Source organism: Ruegeria sp. CL7 (assembly GCF_056536445.1).
This window is the reverse complement of the sequence record NZ_JBQFPQ010000002.1, coordinates 52,376-73,899: the sequence shown is the minus strand read 5'-3', so window position 1 is coordinate 73,899 and position 21,524 is coordinate 52,376. Positions and strand designations below refer to the sequence as shown.

The 21,524-nt window shown below is 56.8% G+C and carries 19 protein-coding genes, 1 tRNA gene and 1 pseudogene; 6 read left to right on the top strand and 15 right to left on the bottom strand.

The features are described 5' to 3' along the window. The first annotated feature begins 11 nt into the window (after nt 1-11). Entirely contained in the window at nt 12-371 is a 360-nt protein-coding gene (locus ACR0LI_RS08955; RefSeq protein WP_171636217.1) for a hypothetical protein, read from the top strand. Nucleotides 372-449: 78 nt separating this feature from the next. Next, the gene (locus ACR0LI_RS08950) at nt 450-1,976 is read left to right on the top strand and encodes an MFS transporter (RefSeq protein ID WP_171636219.1); all 1,527 of its coding nucleotides are present in this window, start codon (nt 450-452) and stop codon (nt 1,974-1,976) included. Nucleotides 1,977-2,018: 42 nt separating this feature from the next. On the opposite strand, the gene ACR0LI_RS08945 is transcribed toward ACR0LI_RS08950, so the two are convergent. The 7 genes from ACR0LI_RS08945 to ACR0LI_RS08915 all read right to left on the bottom strand — a co-directional run bounded on the left by ACR0LI_RS08945 (nt 2,019) and on the right by ACR0LI_RS08915 (nt 9,474). Beyond that, the gene (locus ACR0LI_RS08945) at nt 2,019-3,359 is read right to left on the bottom strand and encodes a S41 family peptidase (protein ID WP_171119151.1); all 1,341 of its coding nucleotides are present in this window, start codon (nt 3,357-3,359) and stop codon (nt 2,019-2,021) included. A 6-nt stretch (nt 3,360-3,365) separates the two neighbouring features. Then, a complete protein-coding gene (locus ACR0LI_RS08940) occupies nt 3,366-4,496 on the bottom strand; it encodes a murein hydrolase activator EnvC family protein (RefSeq protein WP_171636221.1) in 1,131 nt (376 codons plus the stop codon). Then, complete coding sequence (gpmI, locus tag ACR0LI_RS08935) at nt 4,493-6,010, bottom strand: 2,3-bisphosphoglycerate-independent phosphoglycerate mutase (protein WP_480718366.1); 1,518 nt, start codon at nt 6,008-6,010, stop codon at nt 4,493-4,495. Before gpmI ends, ACR0LI_RS08940 begins: the two co-directional genes overlap by 4 nt. A 193-nt stretch (nt 6,011-6,203) precedes the next feature. Then, entirely contained in the window at nt 6,204-7,874 is a 1,671-nt protein-coding gene (locus ACR0LI_RS08930; protein WP_480718365.1) for a sulfatase-like hydrolase/transferase, read from the bottom strand. Nucleotides 7,875-7,945: 71 nt separating this feature from the next. Continuing rightward, nucleotides 7,946-8,182 (bottom strand): (Na+)-NQR maturation NqrM, encoded by a 237-nt coding sequence (gene nqrM / locus ACR0LI_RS08925; RefSeq protein ID WP_152460192.1) that lies wholly within the window; start codon nt 8,180-8,182, stop codon nt 7,946-7,948. A gap of 15 nt (nt 8,183-8,197) precedes the next feature. Continuing rightward, nucleotides 8,198-9,223, bottom strand: coding sequence for an FAD:protein FMN transferase (locus tag ACR0LI_RS08920; RefSeq protein WP_171636228.1), 1,026 nt, complete (start codon nt 9,221-9,223; stop codon nt 8,198-8,200). A 65-nt stretch (nt 9,224-9,288) separates the two neighbouring features. Continuing rightward, nucleotides 9,289-9,474: a hypothetical protein gene (locus tag ACR0LI_RS08915; RefSeq protein ID WP_170345279.1), complete on the bottom strand. Its 186-nt coding sequence runs from the start codon at nt 9,472-9,474 to the stop codon at nt 9,289-9,291. Nucleotides 9,475-9,596: 122 nt separating this feature from the next. Here ACR0LI_RS08915 and ACR0LI_RS08910 point away from each other — a divergent pair, with 122 nt between their 5' ends. Next, a complete protein-coding gene (locus ACR0LI_RS08910; RefSeq protein ID WP_171723828.1) occupies nt 9,597-10,121 on the top strand; it encodes a CBS domain-containing protein in 525 nt (174 codons plus the stop codon). Between the two features lie 11 nt (nt 10,122-10,132). On the opposite strand, the gene ACR0LI_RS08905 is transcribed toward ACR0LI_RS08910, so the two are convergent. Next, entirely contained in the window at nt 10,133-10,897 is a 765-nt protein-coding gene (locus ACR0LI_RS08905; protein WP_209833833.1) for a metallophosphoesterase family protein, read from the bottom strand. A gap of 184 nt (nt 10,898-11,081) precedes the next feature. Here ACR0LI_RS08905 and ACR0LI_RS08900 point away from each other — a divergent pair, with 184 nt between their 5' ends. Next, the gene (locus tag ACR0LI_RS08900; RefSeq protein ID WP_480488273.1) at nt 11,082-12,095 is read left to right on the top strand and encodes an NAD-dependent epimerase/dehydratase family protein; all 1,014 of its coding nucleotides are present in this window, start codon (nt 11,082-11,084) and stop codon (nt 12,093-12,095) included. A 59-nt stretch (nt 12,096-12,154) separates the two neighbouring features. Here the strand turns inward: ACR0LI_RS08900 and nqrF are convergent, their stop codons facing one another. The 6 genes from nqrF to ACR0LI_RS08870 are packed head-to-tail and all read right to left on the bottom strand — an operon-like array spanning nt 12,155 to nt 18,027. Next, nucleotides 12,155-13,378, bottom strand: coding sequence for an NADH:ubiquinone reductase (Na(+)-transporting) subunit F (gene nqrF / locus ACR0LI_RS08895; RefSeq protein ID WP_480718364.1), 1,224 nt, complete (start codon nt 13,376-13,378; stop codon nt 12,155-12,157). Between the two features lie 10 nt (nt 13,379-13,388). Continuing rightward, the gene (nqrE, locus tag ACR0LI_RS08890; RefSeq protein WP_050603817.1) at nt 13,389-13,997 is read right to left on the bottom strand and encodes an NADH:ubiquinone reductase (Na(+)-transporting) subunit E; all 609 of its coding nucleotides are present in this window, start codon (nt 13,995-13,997) and stop codon (nt 13,389-13,391) included. Then, nucleotides 13,997-14,650, bottom strand: a complete 654-nt coding sequence (locus ACR0LI_RS08885) for an NADH:ubiquinone reductase (Na(+)-transporting) subunit D (protein WP_152460184.1) — start codon at nt 14,648-14,650, stop codon at nt 13,997-13,999. The genes nqrE and ACR0LI_RS08885 overlap by 1 nt, the downstream gene beginning before the upstream one ends. Further along, a complete protein-coding gene (locus ACR0LI_RS08880) occupies nt 14,650-15,477 on the bottom strand; it encodes a Na(+)-translocating NADH-quinone reductase subunit C (protein WP_480718363.1) in 828 nt (275 codons plus the stop codon). The genes ACR0LI_RS08885 and ACR0LI_RS08880 overlap by 1 nt, the downstream gene beginning before the upstream one ends. Then, nucleotides 15,470-16,678, bottom strand: coding sequence for an NADH:ubiquinone reductase (Na(+)-transporting) subunit B (locus tag ACR0LI_RS08875; RefSeq protein ID WP_171636240.1), 1,209 nt, complete (start codon nt 16,676-16,678; stop codon nt 15,470-15,472). Before ACR0LI_RS08875 ends, ACR0LI_RS08880 begins: the two co-directional genes overlap by 8 nt. A gap of 5 nt (nt 16,679-16,683) precedes the next feature. Beyond that, the gene (locus ACR0LI_RS08870; RefSeq protein WP_480718362.1) at nt 16,684-18,027 is read right to left on the bottom strand and encodes a Na(+)-translocating NADH-quinone reductase subunit A; all 1,344 of its coding nucleotides are present in this window, start codon (nt 18,025-18,027) and stop codon (nt 16,684-16,686) included. Between the two features lie 297 nt (nt 18,028-18,324). On the opposite strand from ACR0LI_RS08870, the gene ACR0LI_RS08865 reads away from it, so the two are divergent. After that, nucleotides 18,325-19,440, top strand: a complete 1,116-nt coding sequence (locus ACR0LI_RS08865) for a THUMP domain-containing class I SAM-dependent RNA methyltransferase (RefSeq protein WP_171636244.1) — start codon at nt 18,325-18,327, stop codon at nt 19,438-19,440. A gap of 403 nt (nt 19,441-19,843) precedes the next feature. Beyond that, nucleotides 19,844-19,920 (top strand) — tRNA-Pro (locus tag ACR0LI_RS08860). Between the two features lie 750 nt (nt 19,921-20,670). Here the strand turns inward: ACR0LI_RS08860 and ACR0LI_RS08855 are convergent. Beyond that, a pseudogene (locus ACR0LI_RS08855) lies at nt 20,671-21,470 on the bottom strand (IS5 family transposase). Nucleotides 21,471-21,524: the final 54 nt, after the last annotated feature.

The following is a 21,524-nucleotide window of genomic DNA, read 5'->3' as shown; positions in this document are numbered from 1 at the left end:
GAAGATCAGTCATGACGCAGACCAAGCTAACCTTCATACGGTTCGAAAACGGAATCTGGCAAGGTCACATTCAAGCCAGCAGTACGCCTAACCCCGAGGTAAGCTATCAGGGCGAAACCCTGAGCAATGTTGACCTGTCGCCCGCAGCAGACGGATGGGACTTGCGCATACAGGTGCCTGTTGCAGCCCTATCCGAAGGCGTGCACACGTTCGTCGTTGCAGATGCAGCCACGACCGAGAAACTGGGAAGCTTCACGGTGATTGCCGGTGAGCCCGCCGCAGATGACTTAAGGGCCGAAATTGATTTGCTGCGGGCTGAACTGGATATGCTGAAACGCGCTTTCCGCCGGATCTGCCGCGACGACCCCTGATCCGTTCCGGCTGGTTTTCCTGTCAATCTTTCAAAATTCGTGCATCATTGGCGTTTTCTGAACGGATCGCGCCTTATCATGGATCGCAGCAGCATAGTCAAAGTCATTGCTTTGATGGTTACCGGATTTGGTATCGGTATTGATTTTACCGGCGCCCTGATGCTGGTGCCTGCGATCGAAAGCAGCTTTGACGCCGATATCACCAGCACCCAATGGGTTCTGAACATCTATGCCTTGTTTTTTGCCATGACCATGGTCGCAGGCGGGCGACTTGGCGACATGTACGGCCACCGCAGGATGATGCTTTTTGGCCTGTCGATCTTTCTGTTTTCCTCAGTCATGTGCTTTGTTTCGCCCAGTCTTGATTTTCTTGTCATTGCGCGTGCGCTGCAAGGCATCGGCGCGGGTTGTGTATGGCCCTGCACGCTGGCCTTCGGGGCAACCAAAGTATCAAAGCCAGAACATCGAGCCTTGGTGATGGGGTTAATTCTGGCAGGTGTGACCACCGGAAACGTGTTTGGTCCGATGATCAGCGGATTGGCCGTGAACTTGGGAGAGTGGCGCTACTTTTTCCTCGCCAATGTGGTCTTTTCCTGCATTTCGATGGCCACCGCGCTGATCCTGATGGAGCGCGAAGCACAGCACAAACCGGATGAACACCTCGACCTCGCCGGGATGGGTGTGTTGTCTTTTGCCGTTTTGCTGCTGCTTTACGGTTTGGATGTGGGCGCGGACTGGGGGTGGACGTCCGTCCCGTTGTTGATGCTGTTTTTCACCAGCGCTGCGCTTTTCATTCTGTTCCCCAAAGTCGAGAAACGCGTGACAGAGCCACTGCTTTTGCCGCAGATGATGCAAAACCGCGAGTTTCGCATCACCCTTGGCCTGAACATGTTCAACGTGTCCGCGGCATTTGTGGGGCTGCTGTATTTTCCCCAATACATGCAAAAGGTGCTGGGCTGGTCGACGTTTGAATCGGCACTGGGCTTGGCGCCGCTGACCGTGTTGCTTGCCGTGGGATCAATTGTTTCGGGTACGCTTTACAATGATTTCGGCCCCAAGCGGCTGCTGTTTTGGGGATATCTGATCGCAACGATCGGCGCTGCGACCATTGTCGTGCTGCCCGGTGATCTGGGGTACTTTCGCATCCTGCCCGGCATGGCGATGATCGGGCTGGGCGCAACTTTGACGGTTGGGCCGTCAGGCACTGCTGCAATGTGCGCCGTAAAGCCGGAACGGGCTGGGCTGGTTGGCGGCCTGAGTTTCATGACCCACCTGGTTTACGGCGCAATCTCTGTCGCCTGTGCCACGGCCATCATGTACGTCGTCAGCCTGTCTGAGCTTCGCCAGTATGTGGCCGCTTCGGGCATCAAGTTGACCGAAGCAGAGCTTCGCACGATCAATGGCGGAACACTTGATACACCGTCCGCCCACGCGGTAATAAGCCGGTTGTCATCCAGCGAGGCAGAGACGGTTCAACGGGCATTGTCGGCGGCGTTTGACAGCGGGATGAGTATGGCTTTCGTCTTTTCGGCCTTGTCCGTCTCGGTCGGTCTCGTTCTGGCGCTGCTTCTCGACGAAAAGAAACTGCACCGGATCGAAAGCTGAAGTCGGGAGCCAAGGGCTGCGACACCCGCAGCCCTTACCGTTTTACTGTGACGGCCCGTTGGGGTTGAAGGCCGATAGTCCCTTCAGGATATCGATGGCATAGGCCAGCTGGTAATCCTCTTCCCTCAGTTCTGCGGTTGCCTCGGCCTTGGCGCGATCTTCTTCTATCTGGCGGATCTCATCTTCGCTCAGGCTGTCATTGTTAAGGCTGCCGCGCAGATCGGCCTCGGAGCGCGAACGGGCGTTGGTTTCTTCCTCTTCCGGTTCTGGCGCCGGACGGGGTTGTTCCACGATAATATCAGGGCTGACACCCAGAGCCTGAATCGACCGCCCCGATGGGGTATAATACCGGGACGTGGTCAGGCGCATCGCACCATCACCCCGCAGCGGCATCACCGTCTGAACCGACCCTTTGCCGAAGCTCTTGGTGCCGACGACGATGGCCCGGCGATGATCCTGTAGCGCGCCCGCGACGATTTCAGATGCCGAGGCCGAACCACCATTGATCAACACGACAATGGGTTTGCCTTCCGCCAGATCGCCGGGGGTGGCGTTGAAACGCTCACCCTCTTCCGGGTCCCGTCCACGGGTCGAGACGATTTCCCCTTCGTTCAGGAACGCATCCGAAACTTTGATGGCCTGCGTCAACAGACCGCCCGGGTTGTTGCGCAGGTCCAGTACGACACCATTGACCTTGTCGATGCCACCAGCTTCTTCGATCTGTTCCTTCAACCCTTCCTGTAGGTTGGGGAAAGTCTGATCATTAAAGGTCGTTACCCGCAGGACGACACTTGTGCCTTCGGTGCGGGCGCGAACGGCGGTCAGCTTGATCGTGTCACGGATAATGGTGACATCGAAGGGATCAGGTTCGCCTTCGCGCACGACGGTAATAACAATCTCGGAGCCGACCGGCCCCCGCATCAGATCCACCGCCTTGTCCAGCGTCAGGCCCAGAATGCTTTCGCCATCCACATGTGTGATGAAATCTCCGGCTTCGATCCCGGCCTCGTCAGCGGGTGTGTCGTCGATGGGAGACACGACTTTGACAAAACCGTCTTCCTGCGTGACCTCAATACCCAGTCCACCGAACTCGCCCCGGGTCTGCACGCGCATCTGTTCGGCATCATCGGGCGACAGATAACTGGAATGCGGATCAAGAGAGGTCAGCATACCATCGATTGCCGCCTCGATAAGTTCTTCAGGCTCGACCTCTTCGACATATTGCGCACGGATGCGTTCAAAAATGTCACCGAACAGGTCAAGCTGTTCATAGACGCTGGCCTTGTTCACAGCCTCTTGCGCCAGCAGTGGGCCTGCGATCTGCGTAGTCGCAAGAATACCTGCCACAGTTCCGGCCAAACCGGCCATCACAAATTTCTTCATACTCGTTTATCCATCCTTGTCGGTCCGAAACCAAGTTTCCGGGTCCACCGGGGTGTTGTCTTCTCTTACCTCTATATAGAGCGTTTCTGGACGATCAGTTCCAGTGCCATCACCGCTTGTTGACAATATTGCGCCGATTTCCGGCGTTTCACCCGGCATCAGGCCGACCGGAGTGCCTTTGGGGATCACCTGCCCGGGTTGACCATAGACCTCTTGCAAGCCCGAAAACACGAACAACAGGCCCGGTTGCGGCTCCAGAATGACAAGGTTTCCCAAATCCAGCAGTGGCCCGCGATAACGGATCGTGGCCGCAGTGGGGGATGTTACAAGCGCACGGGAACGGGTGCCGATGACTAGACCAGCGCGGGCGACCCCTGCGGCGTCCGGTTCACCGGCCTTGTGCAGCAGAATGCCCTGCACCGGCAAGGGAATCTGTCCTTTCTGATCCAGGATGCTTGCGTCGGTTTCAATGATCTCGCCTTCTGAAATCTCTGACAGACCGCTTGCAAAACCATCCAGAGTCTCGGTCGAAGAAATCAGAATGGCCGTGCGCACCGGGTCTTCGACAAACCGACGCGGCAAATCAGTGCGGTCGGCAATCGCTTCGCTCAACCGCGTGCGGGCGTCCTGCACACCGCGCAGCCCTTCGGTCAAAGTTTCCGAGGCGCTTTGTTGCAGCAGACGCAGGGTCTGAACCTCTTGCAGGTCCTGTGCCAGCGCTTGCGCTTTTGCATTGAGCCCAGGCGTGACCTCGGACAGCATCATTCCGGCCCGCGCCGCGCCCAACGGGCCTGACGGGTGCAGCATCAGCACTGGCGGCGCGGTCGTTTCGATGGTCTGCAAGATGCCAAGCAACTGCCTGACGTCCTTTTCACGCGCGCTCAATTGCGCGCTCAGTTGCGCTTCGCGTGTTGCAGCCTTGCGCAGACCGGTCCGCATCGCGCTCAGCCCGGCCTCATAGGCTTGTATCGTTTTGGTCAGCGCCCGCACCCGGTCCCTTGCGCCGTCTGCTTCGCTCAGCGAGATCGACGCCTGTTCCAGCATCCTTGCCGCATCCAGTGCTGCCCGAGAAGCGTCGGTCTGGGCAAAGGCCTGACAAGCTGAAAGCAGCACAATCGCTAGGGCGGCCAGCCTCATGACAGCAGGCTTTCTCCGGTCATTTCCGGCGGTTTGGGCAGGTTCATCAAATCAAGCAGGGTCGGCGCCAGATCAGATAACCGCCCCTGACGCACCTGCGCGCCCTCTGGCCCTCCGACCAAAGCTATGGGCACCGGATTCAGCGTGTGTGCCGTATGCGGACCGCCGGTTTCCGGATCAACCATCACTTCACAGTTACCGTGATCGGCGGTGACGATCATTGCTCCACCTGCTTTTTCCAAGGCAGCAACGACCTGAGTCAACCCCGCATCAACGGCCTCGCATGCCTTGATCGCAGCTTGAAGGTCGCCGGTATGCCCGACCATATCTGGGTTGGCGTAATTGGTTACGATCAGGTCGTAACCTTGTTCGATCGCCTCGACAAACTTGGCTGTGACCTCAGCCGAGGACATCTCGGGTTGCAAATCATAGGTCGCAACCTTGGGTGATTTGGGCATATAGCGATCTTCACCTTTTTCAGGGGTCTCCTTGCCCCCGTTCAGGAAAAAAGTGACATGGGGGTATTTTTCGGTTTCAGCCAGCCGGAACTGACGCAACCCCTGCTTGGCGACCCATTCCCCGAGCGTGTTCACAATCGCCCGTTTCGGAAAAACCGCGGTCATATATGCGTTGTGACCGTCGGAATACTCTACCATGCCCAGCAGCGCCGACAGTTTCGGCCGCGGCCCGGTTTCGAACTCGGCAAAGCCCGGTTCACCAATCGCGCGCAGGATTTCACGAGCACGATCTGCGCGGAAATTTAGACAGAAAAAACCATCGCCGTCGGTGACGCCCTTGTAACCTTGCAACACGGTCGGCGTAATGAATTCGTCAGATTCAGACTGGTTGTAGGCATGGTCCACGGCGCCATGTGCGGTGTCGGCCGCCCTGCCCTTGCCGTTGATCATCGCGTCATAAGCTTCTGCGATCCGTTCCCAGCGATTATCGCGATCCATGGCGAAATAGCGACCGCTTACCGTGACGACACGTGCCCCCTCGGGCAGCCGTTCTTCCAACTGGGAAAAATAGGTCAGCGCAGATTTGGGGGCCACGTCGCGCCCATCCGTGACCGCATGCAGGGCGACCGGAACACCGGCATCCGTAATGGCCTTGGTTGCAGCGATGATGTGGTTCAGGTGCCCGTGAACGCCACCATCCGAGACCAACCCCATGAGATGAGCCGTCCCCCCTGAGGATTTGACCTTGGAAATGAATGCCTGCAATGCCTCATTTCCAAAGAACGAACCGTCTTCGATGGCCAGGTCGATCTGCCCCAAATCCATGGCCACAACACGGCCCGCACCTATATTAGTATGACCGACTTCGGAGTTACCCATCTGCCCACTGGGCAGACCTACGTCCGGGCCATGCGTTGTCAGCGTGGCGTGCGGGCATTTGGCCATGATCGCGTCAAAGGTCGGCGTGTTCGCCAGATAGGGCGCATTCGCCTGTGTGTCGTCTGACACGCCCCACCCATCAAGAATGCACAGAACAACGGGTTTGGGGGTTGGCATTGAAATTCTCCGATTACTGCTCTTGGGTCTTCTTCTAGCGTCTGGTCGGCAAGGGGTGAACCATCTTTGCGGCAAATTACGCAGAATTAATCAAACGGCCTGGCGGCTTCGGCCCATCGCTGGAGGACATTGAGCCGCTGCATTTTTTCGACCTAAAGCCATCATGGTTTTATCGGTGACAACCCGGACGAGACTAGTCTTTGAGGTAACGCGTGTATGGCTTCGCCTTGCGGTTGCGATACTTGACCGTCAGTTCCAGCGGCGTGTCGTTTTCATCATAGATACCGATCATGATGCCCGTACCCCCGCTTCGGGTCCGCATATCGATCAAGTGCTGTTCGGACCGGGTGGTGCGCTGTGACGGGCGCCGCGCCCAGGCAAACAGGTGATCGTACATTTGCGCGATGATATCCGAGTGGTCCGCGCTGTCACCCAGATCCACCAGTTCATCGGGGTCGTTTTCCAGATCGAACAGGATCGGCCTGTACCCGCCTTCGCAATGGATGAGCTTCCACTTTTCATTCGCGACCATGAACATCACCGCGTCACGAACGGGTACGTTCAGCCGCTGCGCGATGGGGGACGCGGAATAGTCATACTCGCAGATCGCGACCTGTCGGGGCGTTTTGTCGGACTGACCATGCAGGATCGGCAGCAGAGAATGCCCTTCGAGAATATGCCCGGCCTTTTCGCCGCCTGCCAGTTCCAGAAACGTTGGCACCAGATCGATCGACTCGACCAGCGCGTCGCAGGTGGTGCCGCGCGTGACGTCCGCTTCGGGTGATGGGTCATAAATGATCAGCGGCATTTTGGTTGAGGCATCGTGGAAAAAGGTCTTTTCACCCATCCAGTGGTCGCCCAGAAAATCACCGTGATCTGAGGTCAGCACGATCATCGTGTCGTCCATCCGCCCGGTTTTCTTCATCCAGTCAAACAGGCGACCCATCTGGTCATCCGCTTGTTTGATCAGCCCCATGTAAGCTGGGATCACCGCCTCGCGGACATCCTTTCGTGAAAATGCCTGCCCGACCTTGGTGTCCATGAAGGCCTTCAGGACGGGGTGGGCATTCGTTCGCTCAGTTTCCGAGCGGACCACGGGCACGACATGTTCAGGCCCGTACATCGAAGCGTAAGGTTCCGGCACGATGTAAGGCCAGTGAGGCTTGATGTAGCTGAGGTGACAGCACCATGGTCCGTCATGGCTGTTCATGAACTCGATTCCACGGGTGGTCAGATATGGTGTTTCACTGTCCTCTTCCGCGATATTTGCAGGTTCGGATGAATTCTTCAGGAACCACCCTGACAGCACGTTGCCATCGGCATCCAGACCGGAATTGGCAAAATCATGCCACGGATTGTCGCTCTCGTACCCCTTGTCTGCTAGGTAATGGTTGTATTTCTTTGCCCCGTCCGGGTCATAGAACCCGTCCGGACCCTCTGCGCGCAACCCGTCATCGCGTTCGAACACGTCAAACCCGCATTCCGCGACGCGGGCCCCGATGATGCTGTCGGGCTCCAACCCAAGACGGGCCATCCCCTCGGCATCGGCGGCCATATGTGTCTTGCCGACCAGCCAGCAATCCATTCCCGCCTTGCGCAGGTGGTCGCCCAACGTGATCTCACCCACTTTGAGGGGAATGTTGTTCCATGAAGCCCCATGGGAATGCACATAGCGCCCGGTATAGGTCGACATACGGGAACTGCCGCAAATCGGCGATTGGATATAGGCCCGGTCAAAGCGGACACCGCGCGCGGCCAGACGATCGATATTCGGAGTATGCAGATGTGGGTGCCCGTAACAGCTCAGATAATCCCAGCGCAGCTGGTCGAACATGATGAACAGGATATTCTTTGCCTTGGCCAACGCGGCGCCTCCCCGAAAGTCATGGGGACCTAGTTAGCCACTTCCGTTCGCAGAGCGAAGCAAAACTTGCTTCAGGCCTGATGTTCCATCTGTTCCAGCATCTTCCTGGCCCGTTTGCACTGCAACTGATCGCGCAGCGGGCTGTCCGGGTCGACATCCTTTTGACACACAACGCATTTATCGGCGCCCGAGATCGCATTCAGGCCGCCGCAGCTGCCTTTGATGGTCTTCCCCATCAGCATGACACCCAATGACATACCGACCATGACAAGCGCCAAAAGAATAAAGGCCAGAATAAAAGTGCTCATCTCGGTTCCTGCCTGTCAGTTGGTTCCCAAAGCGTCTTTGAACGCGGTGCTGTGCGACGTAATATAGGCATCTTCGCCGCCTGTCACATCCCGCGAAATGAAGTACACGGCAAGTTTATACTTTTCCGCAATGTCCATTCCCTTCTCGTGACCCAAAGCCAGCATGGCCGTTGCCCAGGCATCCGCCAACATTGCGTTTTCCGCAAGAACCGTGACAGAAGTCGTGCGATGTGTGATCGGGCGTCCCGTTGTCGGATCGATGATATGCGAATACCGCACACCGTCCTGTTCGAAAAAATTCTTGTAGTCGCCCGAGCTGGCCATGCCGCGATCATCCAGGGAAACGATCAGTTGAATGCTCTGAGCGCCCGTTTCAGGCTTTTCGATGCCAATGCGCCAGGCTTCGCCCTGCTCATTCTTGCCTTTGGCAACAAGATCACCGCCGATCTCGACAAGGTAATCGTCGATACCAGCATCCTGCAAAGCGCCGGCAACCGCATCGATGCCATAGCCCTTTGCGATCGCCGACAGGTTGATGCCCACCTGCGGATCAGCCTTCGACAGCGTGCCGGCTTCGGTGTCGAGCGTCAGCAAACGGGCCTGCCCGACGCCGCTTAACGCGGCCTCGATTTCGGGATCCGATGGCACTGGATCCTCGGGCTTGCGTGGGCCAAAGCCCCAAAGTTCGATCAGCGGGCCCAGAGTTACATCAAAAGTCCCACCGGTTTTTTCGTGCACGTCATTGGCGGCCGAAAGGACCAGTGCGAGTTCGTCCGAGACCGGAACGGGGGCTGTGCTAGTTGAAGCGGAAAAGACGGATACCTCGGATTCTGGATCCCAATTGGACATTTTGGCGTTCACCTCGGCCAGCGTCTCTTCGACAGCCGCGGCCAATGCGGCCTCATCAAGATCTTCGCCGATCGCGGTTATGTTGAAGGTCGTGCCCATTGTTTCGCCCGACAGACGAACCACCTCGGGTTCTTTGTCGAACAAACAGCCGGAAAGAAGAGTGGCAACGGCCAGTAAAGGCAAAAGACGCATCGGCGATCTCCGGGAAATTCTGTGCCCGGCATATGCCAGTGGCCCCCGCCAAAGTCAAACTGCGATCACATCTTCAGCGGCAGGAAACCCAGCACCAAAAGGCCGACCCCCGCCGGCACGCCGAACAACCACGCACGTTTTTGCCAACCCGGCGGCTGTTGCTTCCACGCCATGCGGAAATTGTGGCCACAAACAACAACGGCAAAGAAGATCAATGCCGCTATGGGTGGCGTAAGATAGAGTTCACTCAATGGCTTGAACGTCCTTTCCGGCCTGCGTTTTTGCCGATCGGCGCAATTGCACCCTATACAGGTCGTTTAGCTGCGCTAAGGTGAAAGGGAAAGACTTTGCAAGAACCACAAGGAGATTGCCCATGGCTCCAACCTCTTACCAGTCGCCTTCGCGTGGCGACAAGGCTGACAAGACGACGTACAGCCAGTCTGCGGAATCGAACCTGTCGCATTCGCAGACAACCGTGGCCAGGCTGCTTGAAGGTAAAGGGGACGCGGTGTTTTCGGTGCGGCCAAATGACACGATCCATTCCGTGGTCAACACGCTGAAGGAAAAACGGATCGGCGCTGTTCTCGTGACGGATCAGAACGGGGCATTGCAGGGGATTTTGTCAGAACGCGACATCGTTCGGCGCATGGCAGACACACCCGGCCAGACCCTTCCGCAATCGGTCGAAGACCTCATGACCAAGGATGTTAAGACCTGCACACCGGATGATCTGCTGAATGAAGTTCTGAAAACAATGACCGAGGGCCGTTTTCGCCATATGCCGGTGCTGCGCGACGGTCATTTGTGCGGCGTCATCACGATCGGAGACGTTGTCCACTTCCGTCTCAAAGAGTTGGAATATGAAGCGCTTCGCATGAAGCAAATGATCGTCGGTTAAAGGCCCACTGTTCATCCGGTCGAGGTGAACCGAACACTTCCGGCGTTGATCTCGGCGGCTGTCAAACGACCCGAAGCGAAAGCGCCCGTGTCGATCGATACCACCCGGTTCCTGATCCGGGGCAGGTCCACGATGGTGTGGCCATGCACCACCCATTGGCCATCGCTGCGGGCCAGCCTGGGAAACATGGGATGTCCCCAGAGGCAAATCTGGCGATCCTGGGCCTCAGTCGGATGTCGGGGGTCCAGCGCCGCATGAACGAATGTGACGTTGCCGGTAGTCCAGGTCAAAGGCCGGTCAGCTAGCCAGTTGATCAGGCTTTCCCCCATCTTCAGGCGAAGATCATCCGCCAGTTTTCGAACCTGCTGGTAGTTGTCGATATCCGCGGGCGGTTTCAGCCCGAAAGACGCCAACGTGTGCACACCCCCATTTTGAAACCAGAGCCGGGCGTTGCCTTCCGGCACCTCCAGGAATTGCAACAGAAACTCTTCGTGGTTTCCAAGAAGACACTGAACGCGTCCTCCTGACGTCTCGCTCAGGTGAAACAGGTGGCGCAGCACCTGCGCGCTGTATGGCCCTCGGTCGATGTAATCTCCGACAAAGACCAGCAAGCTCTGATCGTCCAGTCTGGGCAACAACGCCTGCAACAAGTCCAGACGACCGTGGATATCGCCCACGGCCGTCACTTTCTCGGCCGGAGCGATGTCGCAAGACACTGCATTCGTTGTCCGCCCCGCCGTGCGGTCGAACCACCGTCTGATCCAGTTCGTAATCATACACGTTGATCCCTATCCTTCTCGCCCATTGGCGGCAATGAGCATCTGATTGAATCAGCAAAGAGTTGACCAATGACGTCTGGATGTTCGATATGACCTTCGGCGCAGTTCAAAATGTTTGACCCGGCATCACGGGAAGAACCTTTTGTTCAGCGATGATCGTGCAGGGCGTTTTGAGGGTTCTATGAAACGGGTTTTGATTACGGGCTCTGCGGGGTTCATCGGGTTCCATCTGGCAAAGCGGCTGTTAGAGGAAGGGTTCCGCGTGCATGGATACGACGGGATGACGGATTACTATGATGTGGTCCTGAAACAGCGTCGGCATCAAATTCTGCTTCAGACACCCGGGTTCACGGCAACCGAGGATCGGTTGGAAAATTTTGATCGGTTGATGCAGGTCGCCGAAGAATTTCAGCCGGAAGTCATCGTTCATCTGGCGGCTCAGGCCGGTGTGAGACACAGTTTGGAACATCCCCGCAGCTATGTTGAATCGAATGTCGTTGGAACATTCAACGTGATGGAAATTGCACGGCAACATAAGGTGGATCATCTTTTGATGGCATCGACCTCTTCGATATACGGTGCCAACGAGGACATGCCCTTCACCGAGACGGAAAAAGCCGACACCCAGCTTACCATCTATTCCGCGACAAAAAAGGCGAATGAGGCGATGGGGCATTCCTATGCCCATTTGTGGGATTTGCCGACGACCATGTTCCGCTTCTTTACCGTCTACGGCACCTGGGGACGACCGGATCTGGCGTATTTCAAATTTGTCGCCGCCATCCTGGATGGTCGCCCGATCGACATTTACAATCACGGCGACATGTACCGGGATTTCACCCATGTCCAGGACCTTGTACGCGGCATCAGATTGCTGATCGATGTGCCTCCAGTGCGGCCAGCCAGCCGTGAGGATATCGAGGACGGAGACAGCCTGTCGCCCGTCGCGCCCTATCGCATCGTGAATATCGGCAACGGCGAAAAAGTGCGCCTGATGGATTTCATCGAAGCCATCGAACAGGCCGTGGGGCAGAAGGCGATCAAGAATTTCATGCCGATGCAGATGGGTGATGTTCATGCCACTTGGGCGGACAATCGGCTGCTACAAAGACTGACGAACTATCGCCCCCAGACAGATCTGAAAGACGGTATCACACAATTCGTCGCGTGGTATCGAGAGTATTACGGAAAATAACGCAGGCTTACCGCCAAATGAAAGAACCGGCGTCTTCAACGCCGGTTCTTTTTTGTTCCTTAGCCGCCGAAATCGTCGAGCATGATGTCTTCGCGGTCCACGCCCAGATCCAGCAGCATGTTGATGACCGACTGGTTCATGATTGGCGGACCACACATGTAGTATTCGCAATCCTCAGGCGCGGGATGGTTCTTGAGGTACTCTTCGAACAATACGTTGTGGATGAAGCCGGTATAGCCTTTCCAATTGTCCTCGGGCTGCGCGTCCGACAAGGCCACATGCCACTCGAAATTGTCGAATTCTTCAGCCAGACTGTCGAAGTCTTCGACAAAGAACATCTCTTTCTTAGACCGCGCACCGTACCAGAAGCTGATCTTGCGGTTGCGGTTCTGAAGACGCTTGAGCTGATCAAAGATATGGCTGCGCATTGGTGCCATACCGGCGCCGCCGCCAATAAAGACCATCTCTTTGTCAGTTTCGCGGGCAAAGAACTCGCCGAATGGGCCTGAAATGGTGACCTTGTCACCCGGCTTCAGGTTGAAGATGTAAGACGACATCTGACCCGCCGGAATGCCTTCGGACCCCGGCGGCGGCGAGGCCACGCGGACGTTCAGCATGATCATGCCCTTTTCGTCCGGGTAGTTGGCCATCGAATAGGCGCGCTCGATGGGTTCGGTCACCACCGATTCATATTGCCACAGATTGAAGCGATCCCAATCCTCGCGATATTCCTCTTCAATGTCGAAATCCGTGTATTTCAACTGGTGTGCAGGTGCTTCGATCTGGATGTAGCCACCGGCGCGGAAGTTCACATCCTCACCCTCGGGCAGGTCCAGGATCAACGCCTTGATGAAGGTCGCTACGTTTTCGTTCGACCGAACGGTACATTCCCATTTCTTGACGCCGAAGACTTCTTCCGGAACTTCGATATCCATGTCCTGCTTGACCGCCACCTGGCAAGACAGGCGATCACCAAATGACGCTTCACGTTTCGTGATATGGCTTTCTTCGGTCGGCAGGATCGATCCGCCCCCCGAATGCACCCGCACCCGACACTGCGCACAGGTGCCGCCGCCACCGCAGGCCGAAGGGACAAACAGCTTCTCGGCAGCCAGCGTCTGTAGCAGCTTGCCACCTGCCGGAACGGAAATGGTCTTTTCGCCGTTGATCGTAATGTTGACGTTTCCGGTCGATACCAGCTTGGATCGGGCGGCCATGATGATGGCCACCAATGCCAGAACGATTACGGTGAAAAGAGCTACGCCTAAGGTAAAGGTTTCCATCAACGCCCCCTTACAGTTTCACGCCCGAGAAGGACATGAAGGCCATAGCCATCAGACCTGCGGTAATGAAAGTGATGCCCAGACCTTGCAGACCATCGGGGATGTCTGAATATTTCAGCTTTTCCCGGACTCCGGCCATTGCGGTGATTGCCAGTGCCCAGCCAAAACCGGAAGACAAGCCATAAGTCGCCGCCTCGGCAAAGTTATAGTCACGCTCCACCATGAACAGCGACCCGCCAAGGATGGCGCAGTTCACCGTGATCAGTGGCAGAAAGATCCCCAACGCGTTGTAAAGCGGTGGGAAATACTTGTCCAAAACCATCTCGAGTATCTGAACCATCGCCGCGATCACGCCGATATAGGAAATCAGGCCAAGGAAGGTCAGGTCTACATCCGGGAACCCGGCCCAGGCCAGCGCGCCCGGTTTCAGCAAGTAGTTCAGCAGCAGGTTGTTGGCAGGCACGGTGATGGCCTGCACGACCATGACCGAAATCCCCAGACCCAGCGCTGTCGAAATCTTCTTGGACACGGCGATGAAGGTACACATCCCCAGGAAGAAGCTAAGCGCAAGGTTTTCGACAAAGATGGCCTTTACGGCCAGTGAGATCAGACCTTCCATCAGTGGGCCTCTACCTGCTGAATTTTGTATTCACGCTCTTCCACCTGGTTCGGCTTCCAGGTGCGGAAGGCCCAGATGATCAGACCGATGATGAAGAACGCCGAGGGCGGCAGCAACAGCATGCCGTTGGGCACGTACCAGCCGCCATTGTTGACGGTTTCCAGAATGGTAACGCCGAACAGCGACCCCGCGCCAAACAGCTCGCGAATGAAGCCGACCAGCAGCAGGATAAGACCATAGCCCATGCCGTTGCCCATTCCGTCGATAAAGGACGCAACCGGCGGATTCTTCATCGCAAACGCCTCGGCGCGGCCCATCACGATGCAGTTGGTGATGATCAGGCCGACGAAAACCGACAGGGTTTTCGAAATCTCGAAAGCATAGGCTTTCAGGATCTGGTCCACCAAGATCACCAACGACGCGATGATCACCATCTGAACGATGATCCGGATCGAACCGGGGATCTGGTTGCGCAGGCACGAAATGAAGAACGACGAAAACGAGGTCACGAAGATCACCGCCAGCGCCATCACCATCGACACTTGCAACGATGATGTCACCGCAAGTGCTGAACAGATGCCCAGCACCTGCAATGTGATCGGATTGTTGTCGACAAGCGGGTCGACCAGCATCTCTTTCTTGGTCTGGGACATCAAATCTCTCCTGCTTGAAGTTTGGCCAGGAAGGGACCATAGCCCGCATCGCCCATCCAGAATTTCACAAGGTTATCGACGCCGACCGACGTCAGCGTGGCCCCCGCCAACGCATCCACATAGAAATCTGGCCCGGCTGCGGGCTGCGATTTGGCAACGGTGATTTGCAGATCACCTGCTTCGTCGCGCAGCTTTTTCCCGTTCCACAGGGCTTTCCAGCGTGGGTTGTCCACCTCGGCCCCAAGACCCGGAGTTTCACCATGCTGATAGAATTGCAGGCCGTAGATATCGTTGCCGTTGTTTTCAAGCGCGATAAATCCATAGAGCGTCGACCACAGGCCGTATCCGTGCAGAGGCAGGACCACCTTGTCCAGATCACCTGCATCATCGCGCAGCAGATAGATAACACGGTATTTGGATTTGCGGCCGATACCGGCGGGGTCATTGTCCAACGCGACGCTCAGCTCAGGATCGCTAGCGGCGGCGATGTCGTCAAATGTGGTCGGATCAAACTGATCATCGACGAAGGTGCCTGTGGACAGCTCCAGCACATGTGGTTCGAAGGCGGCAAAAGCCTCTGTCACGTCGATGCCCGGCTCGAACACGCCCGCAACTTGCAGAACGTTTACCTGTTTGTCCTGCAGCCGGTTGGCCTCTTGCACCGGGCGCAGGCTGACTGCGGCCGCGGACACAACCATCGAGGCGACCAGACAGACGGCAACGGCGATGAAGATCGTCTTGCCAACAGAATCCGGCGACGCCGCCAGGAATTTGGCTAATGCGCCCTTGGGTGCCTCGTTTTGATCTGGGGATTGCGTATCAGACATGGCGACGCGCCCTCCGTTTGATGTTGGCTTGCACGACGAAATAGTCGATCAGCGGTGCAAAGACGTTGCCGAACAGGATTGCCAGCATCATGCCTTCGGGGAAAGCCGGGTTGATCACGCGGATCATCACGACCATGACACCGATCAGAGCGCCATAAATATAACGCCCTACATTGGTGTGGCTGGCGGAAACCGGTTCCGTCACCATAAAGGCCAGCCCGAAAGCGTAACCGCCCAACACGATATGCCAGTACCATGGCATCGCGAACATCGGGTTGGTATCCGATCCGATCAGGTTCAGCAGCAGGGTAAAGCCGATGGTGCCCGCCAGACAGCCCACAATCAGGCGATAGTTGGCGATCCTGGTCATCAGAAGGAAAGCCAGACCGATCATGCAGGCCAGTGTCGATGTTTCGCCAAAGCTGCCCTGAATGGTGCCGAAAAACGCGCTCGACCAGGTGATGCCTTCAGCGGCCAGCGCCTGCACGCCTTCGGCCGCAGACACGCCCAATGCAGTTGCGCCCGAGAACCCGTCAACGGGTGTCCAGACCGCATCCCCCGACATCTGCGCCGGATAGGCGAAATACAAAAACGCCCGCCCCACAAGCGCGGGGTTGAGAAAGTTCTTGCCGGTGCCCCCGAACACTTCCTTACCGATCACAACGCCGAAGATGATGCCCAATGCCACCTGCCACAGGGGCGTCGTAGCAGGCATGATCAGCGTGTAAAGCATTGATGTAACTAGGAAGCCTTCGTTCACCTCATGGCCGCGCACGGTGGCAAAGATGACCTCGAAGATACCGCCCGCGACCAGCGTGACGATGTAGATCGGAAGGAAATACATCAGACCATGCATGACGTTGGCAAAAATGCTGGACGGGTCCAGCGAAATCCCGAACATCTGCAACAAAGCAATCCGCCAGCCGGTGGCCGATTCCGGACCCAGCAAAGCAATCGCCGAGTTTGCCTGATAGCCGGTGTTCCACATCCCCCACAGGATGCAGGGGATCGTCGCGATCACGACATAGGTCATGATCCGCTTCATATCCACATAGGACCGCGCGTGCGGCGCCACCGTGGTCACGGTTTTTGGAGTGTAGATGAAGCTTTCCACCATCTCGTAGATGGGGAAGTACTTTTCGTACTTGCCGCCCTTGGTAAAGTTCGGCTCGATCCTGTCAAAGAAGCTGCGCAAACCCATTCGGCTCAGCCCTCCTTTTCAATTTTGATCAGGCAGTCGCGCAGCGCCAGCCCGTATTCATATTTTGCCGGACAGGCAAAGCCCACAAGGCCAAGATCCTCTTCGTCCAGCTCCAGCGCACCCAGGGCTTGGGCAGTGTCCGTATCCATTACCAGCAGCGCCCGCAGCAACTGAGTGGGCAGATAGTCCTGCGGCATCAGATCTTCGAAAACACCTGTGGGCACCATGGCCCGACGCCCGCCGTTCAGATTGGACGTGAAGGCATACAGCTTCTTGGCGAATGCCGAACCCAATACAGGCTGGACCGCGTATTTCGACGGCATCGGACGAATCCAGCCCAACGGGATTTGATCGGGATCTTCACGGATGATGCTGATCTGACGCGCGAACCGGCCCAGATAGGCGGTCGGGCCCTCAGCGTGCCGGCCCGACAGGATCGAACCCGAAATGATGCGGGGCGTGCCGTCCACATCGACTTCGTCGCGGGTCAGATCGTCAGTTGATGCGCCCATCACGGTACGGATCAAACGTGGTTGACGCGCACCCGGCCCCGTCAGGGCAATCACGACATTCGGATCCAGATGGCCGGTCAGCATCAGGCGACCAATAGCGATGACATCCTGATACCCGATGGTCCAGACCTGCTTGTCGCCTGCAAGGGGTTCGAGGAAGTGAATATGCGTTCCGGCCAGCCCCGATGGGTGCGGGCCTGCGAAAGATGCAGCTTCGACACCGGCGACATCTGCGCCGGGTATCGTGTCACCCTCTTTTTGGCAAAGATAGGTTTTGCCCTCGGTCAATGTGCTGACTGCCGCCAAACCGGCGGTAAATTCTTCGGGCGCCTCAGCAATGATCGTGGCAGCGTCAGCGGCCAGCGGGTCACTGTCCATGGCGGTGACAAAGATCGCATCCGGTTTGACGCCGGGGTTCGGCATTTTTGAATAGGGGCGCGTGCGGAACGACGTCCACAGGCCGGCGGCGCACAGCTTGGCCGTCACGCCTTCGGCGCTGTCGGCATCCCCTATGCCCGAGAAATCAACACCGGTGTCATTGACATCTGTCACTTCGATCACGACGCTTTGCAGCACCCGACGGGCACCACGGTTGATCGCGACGACCCTGCCACTTACCGGTGCGACCATCATCGCGTCAGGCGCGTCCTTGTGACAGAACAACGGCGCGCCACGTACGACGCTGTCGCCTTCCTGCACCAGCATCTTGGGTTTCAGGCCGATGTAGTCACCGCCCTGGACGCCAACGGTCGCGTATTCCGGGCCCGGGTGAATGGTCTGGTCAGGAGCGCCTTCCACCGGCAGATCCAGCCCCTTTTTCAGTTTGAAAGTTTGCATGTTGCTACGTTCTTCCAAGCCTCTTTTCTGCGCCAGCTCTGCTAACGCCCTTTCGGGGTCATGCAATAGCGCGGTTTTTCCGAGCCTCCGTCGCAAAAGCGTCGAAAACGGTCCAAAATCCGCAGGCGTATTTCCGATCAAGGACCCTTTACGCGGGGAAGGTCATAAACGCAAACCTGTTACCGCCAAAACTTGAGGATGAACCACACAATCCTGCGATTGATCGGTCATTTCTTCTGAATCCATGGCGTATAATTGCATATCGCGCCCACCAAGGTTCCAGTGTAAGCAACCGGAATGGAAAAAGACACAGATTTGGAAATCTTTCTGGTTGCCACGCCGGGCCTCGAGGCGCCTCTTGGTGACGAGGCGCAATTCAACGGATTCGCGCAGGTCAGAACTGTACCCGGCGGGGTAACATGCCGGGGTTCATGGCCCGAGGTCTGGCGTGCCAACCTGACATTGCGCGGCGCCAACAAGGTTCTGGTGCGACTGGGCAGCTTCCCCGCCGTGCACCTTGCCCAATTGGACAAACGTGCTCGGAAATTTCCTTGGGGCACCGTTTTGCGTCCTGACGTGCCGGTCAAGGTGGAAGCCATCAGCCGCAAATCCAGAATTTATCACGCCGGTGCAGCTCGTCAGAGGATCGAGCGGGCAATATCCGAAACATTGGGCACCTCGATTTCATCCGAGGCAAACCTTCGGGTGTTGCTTCGAATCGAAAAAGACATCTGCACGATCTCGGTCGACAGTTCCGGCGAGCTGTTGCACAAACGCGGCCACAAGGAAGCCATTGCCAAGGCCCCAATGCGCGAAACAATGGCCGCCATGTTCCTGAAAGAATGTGGCTACTCGGGCGATGAACCCGTACTGGACCCGATGTGCGGATCGGGTACCTTCGTGATCGAGGCCGCCGAGATCGCTCTGGGTCTGCGCCCTGGCCGCTCCCGCGGTTTTGCATTCGAGGACCTGGCGGGCTTTGACCCTGATCAGTGGCAGGAAATGCGACGGGAAACGAAGGCGGCGGAATGCGCGCTTACCTTCTACGGCTCGGATCGCAACTCGGGCGCGGTTGACGCGGCGACTGCCAATGCCGAAAGGGCCCAAGTCGGTGCCGTGACACGGTTTCAACAGCGTTCCGTCAGCGACATAAAACCCCCCGAAGGTCCTGCGGGGCTGGTCATTGTGAACCCGCCCTACGGGGCGCGAATTGGTGACGAAAGACGCTTGCGCTCGGTCTATGGCGCGATGGGCAAAACCCTGATGAACCGGTTCCAGGGATGGCGGGTCGGCGTGATCACCAGCGCTCCGGGGCTTGCCCGGGCCACACGCCTGCCTTTGCTGGCGCCAGGACCGGTCGTCGACCATGGTGGAACCAAAATTCGTCTGTACAAAACAGATCCCTTGCCGTGATTGCCTGGGACGCTTTACAACCAATTGATGACGATGGCTGCGCGGGCGAAAGCGGACAAAGAAACCACAGGGTTTCCACCGCAAAAGGTTGCGATTCCCTTGCCTTTCAACAAGCCTGTCATCCAGCCAACGTTTTAACACCGGTGCCATCGCGACCTGCCCGGCGGGGGGGGAGGTGAACAAGTTGGCGGACACTGTGCGCGCCGGTCAACAGCAGAACGCAAACATGTAAACGCTCGTTTTTGCGAACCATAAACATGGCGACCTGCTTAGATCACCGGGTTCCGTGCCCATTGGTCCGCTGCCATATATTTTTGGGTGTTGAGATCGAAAGATTCGGGTAGTCGCATTACAGAATCCTCTTGCGCATCAGACCCGCCGCGTATAGATCACCCGCCACGGTCGGAGTGTAGCTCAGCCTGGTAGAGCACTGTCTTCGGGAGGCAGGGGTCGGAGGTTCGAATCCTCTCACTCCGACCAATGAAATCAACTTGTCAAATGCAGAGATATTTTGCCTTTTGACCAGTTAACTTACCTTTCCGCCAACAAAAGTTACTTCTCGCAGTCTGAATTACTGCTACTTCAAACGCTCTTTTTGAAGTAATCGATCCTTACCGGATGAGGTGGATAGTTCCTCCTTCGTCGGCATCGAACGCGCCAAAGTGCAGTTGTTATCGACTGCAAAGAGAGGAGCCATCCAATTACGGAGAAGAAATGTAGGTCTGGATCTGGCTAAGGACGTTTTTCAGGTACACTGCGTTTTAGCCACCGAGCGGCGGATCCTTAATAAGGAAATCAAGCGCACCAAGTCACTCCCATTTATGATAGACGGTCCTACGCTGAGTGGCTGGCATTGGAGGTTTGCGGCTCAGCCCATCATTGGGGTCGTAAATTGCGAACGCTTGGCCACGGTCTTCAGCTTAATTTATCCGACGGCGCGCAGATACGCGCACTGTGCAAAGCCCGGCTTCCGGCGCGGATCACATTTCTGTCGTTGCTGTCAAATACACAACCCAAGTCAAGCTTACATCCAGAAAAACGAAAACCCACGCTTATGCGTGGGCCTCGGAAGGAGGGCAATACAAGTTTGCGTCTCAAAATCCTTGTGGAGTGAGGCAGATTAAGAGTCGAGTGTGAGGACACCCCAAGCGATACCAATCTGGCGAGGTCGACATACCGGGACGGATAATGCCGTTGAGGATCGGTTCGAAACGGACCTAGGGTCAGGATTCAAAACCAATAGATGACGGTTGCTGTGAGTGCGATTGCGGAGAGGAAGACTTTGGGACAGCGATCATAACGTGTCGCTACGCGCCTCCAGTCCTTGAGCCTACCAAACATGATCTCAATACGGTTGCGCCGTTTGTATCGGCGCTTGTCATACTTCACGGTTGTCTTGCGTTGCTTTCGACCTGGGATGCAGGCGCGTATCCCTTTGTCTTTTAACGCATCTCGGAACCAGTCTGCATCATAGCCACGATCCCCGAGCAGCCAGTCGACATCTGGAATACTGCTCAGTAGCGCTCGCGCACCGATGTGGTCACTGACTTGGCCAGCGGTGACAAAAAGGCTGATCGGTCGCCCTTGGCTGTCACAGATAGCATGCAGTTTGGTATTCATGCCGCCCTTGGTTCGGCCCCCTCTCGGCAGCATCCTTCGGATGCGCCTGCCGTGCAGTGAATCAGACGGCCACGCCCCCCCTTTTTCGCGGCCATGCTGGTCGCGGTACGATGTGCTTTCAGATAGGTCGCGTCGATCATCACGGTCTTTTCCTCGCCGTGTTCGGCTGCCAAGCCGACCATCATCCGAGCGAAGATACCTTTCTCACTCCAACGCTTCCACCGGCTATAAAGCGTCTTGTGCGGTCCGTATTCTTTGGGAGCGACACGCCACCGCAACCCATTGCGATTGATGAAGATAATCCCGCTCAGCACCCTCTTGTCATCGACCCGTGGCTTGCCATGCGACCGCGGGAAGAAAGGGGAAAGTTTGGCCATCTGCTCGTCAGTCAGCCAGAAAAGGTCGCTCATATCACCGCTCCGTTTTTCGAACCGTGAATCATGCAGCGCTTTGAAAATCAATGC

Coding starts and splice junctions, on each gene's coding strand:
- ACR0LI_RS08955 (WP_171636217.1), top strand. CDS start 12: ATGACGCAGACCAAGCTAACCTTCATACGGTTCGAAAACGGAATCTGG.
- ACR0LI_RS08950 (WP_171636219.1), top strand. CDS start 450: ATGGATCGCAGCAGCATAGTCAAAGTCATTGCTTTGATGGTTACCGGA.
- ACR0LI_RS08945 (WP_171119151.1), bottom strand. CDS start 3,359: ATGAAGAAATTTGTGATGGCCGGTTTGGCCGGAACTGTGGCAGGTATT.
- ACR0LI_RS08940 (WP_171636221.1), bottom strand. CDS start 4,496: ATGAGGCTGGCCGCCCTAGCGATTGTGCTGCTTTCAGCTTGTCAGGCC.
- gpmI (WP_480718366.1), bottom strand. CDS start 6,010: ATGCCAACCCCCAAACCCGTTGTTCTGTGCATTCTTGATGGGTGGGGC.
- nqrM (WP_152460192.1), bottom strand. CDS start 8,182: ATGAGCACTTTTATTCTGGCCTTTATTCTTTTGGCGCTTGTCATGGTC.
- ACR0LI_RS08920 (WP_171636228.1), bottom strand. CDS start 9,223: ATGCGTCTTTTGCCTTTACTGGCCGTTGCCACTCTTCTTTCCGGCTGT.
- ACR0LI_RS08910 (WP_171723828.1), top strand. CDS start 9,597: ATGGCTCCAACCTCTTACCAGTCGCCTTCGCGTGGCGACAAGGCTGAC.
- ACR0LI_RS08905 (WP_209833833.1), bottom strand. CDS start 10,897: ATGATTACGAACTGGATCAGACGGTGGTTCGACCGCACGGCGGGGCGG.
- ACR0LI_RS08900 (WP_480488273.1), top strand. CDS start 11,082: ATGAAACGGGTTTTGATTACGGGCTCTGCGGGGTTCATCGGGTTCCAT.
- nqrF (WP_480718364.1), bottom strand. CDS start 13,378: ATGGAAACCTTTACCTTAGGCGTAGCTCTTTTCACCGTAATCGTTCTG.
- nqrE (WP_050603817.1), bottom strand. CDS start 13,997: ATGGAAGGTCTGATCTCACTGGCCGTAAAGGCCATCTTTGTCGAAAAC.
- ACR0LI_RS08885 (WP_152460184.1), bottom strand. CDS start 14,650: ATGTCCCAGACCAAGAAAGAGATGCTGGTCGACCCGCTTGTCGACAAC.
- ACR0LI_RS08880 (WP_480718363.1), bottom strand. CDS start 15,477: ATGTCTGATACGCAATCCCCAGATCAAAACGAGGCACCCAAGGGCGCA.
- ACR0LI_RS08875 (WP_171636240.1), bottom strand. CDS start 16,678: ATGGGTTTGCGCAGCTTCTTTGACAGGATCGAGCCGAACTTTACCAAG.
- ACR0LI_RS08870 (WP_480718362.1), bottom strand. CDS start 18,027: ATGCAAACTTTCAAACTGAAAAAGGGGCTGGATCTGCCGGTGGAAGGC.
- ACR0LI_RS08865 (WP_171636244.1), top strand. CDS start 18,325: ATGGAAAAAGACACAGATTTGGAAATCTTTCTGGTTGCCACGCCGGGC.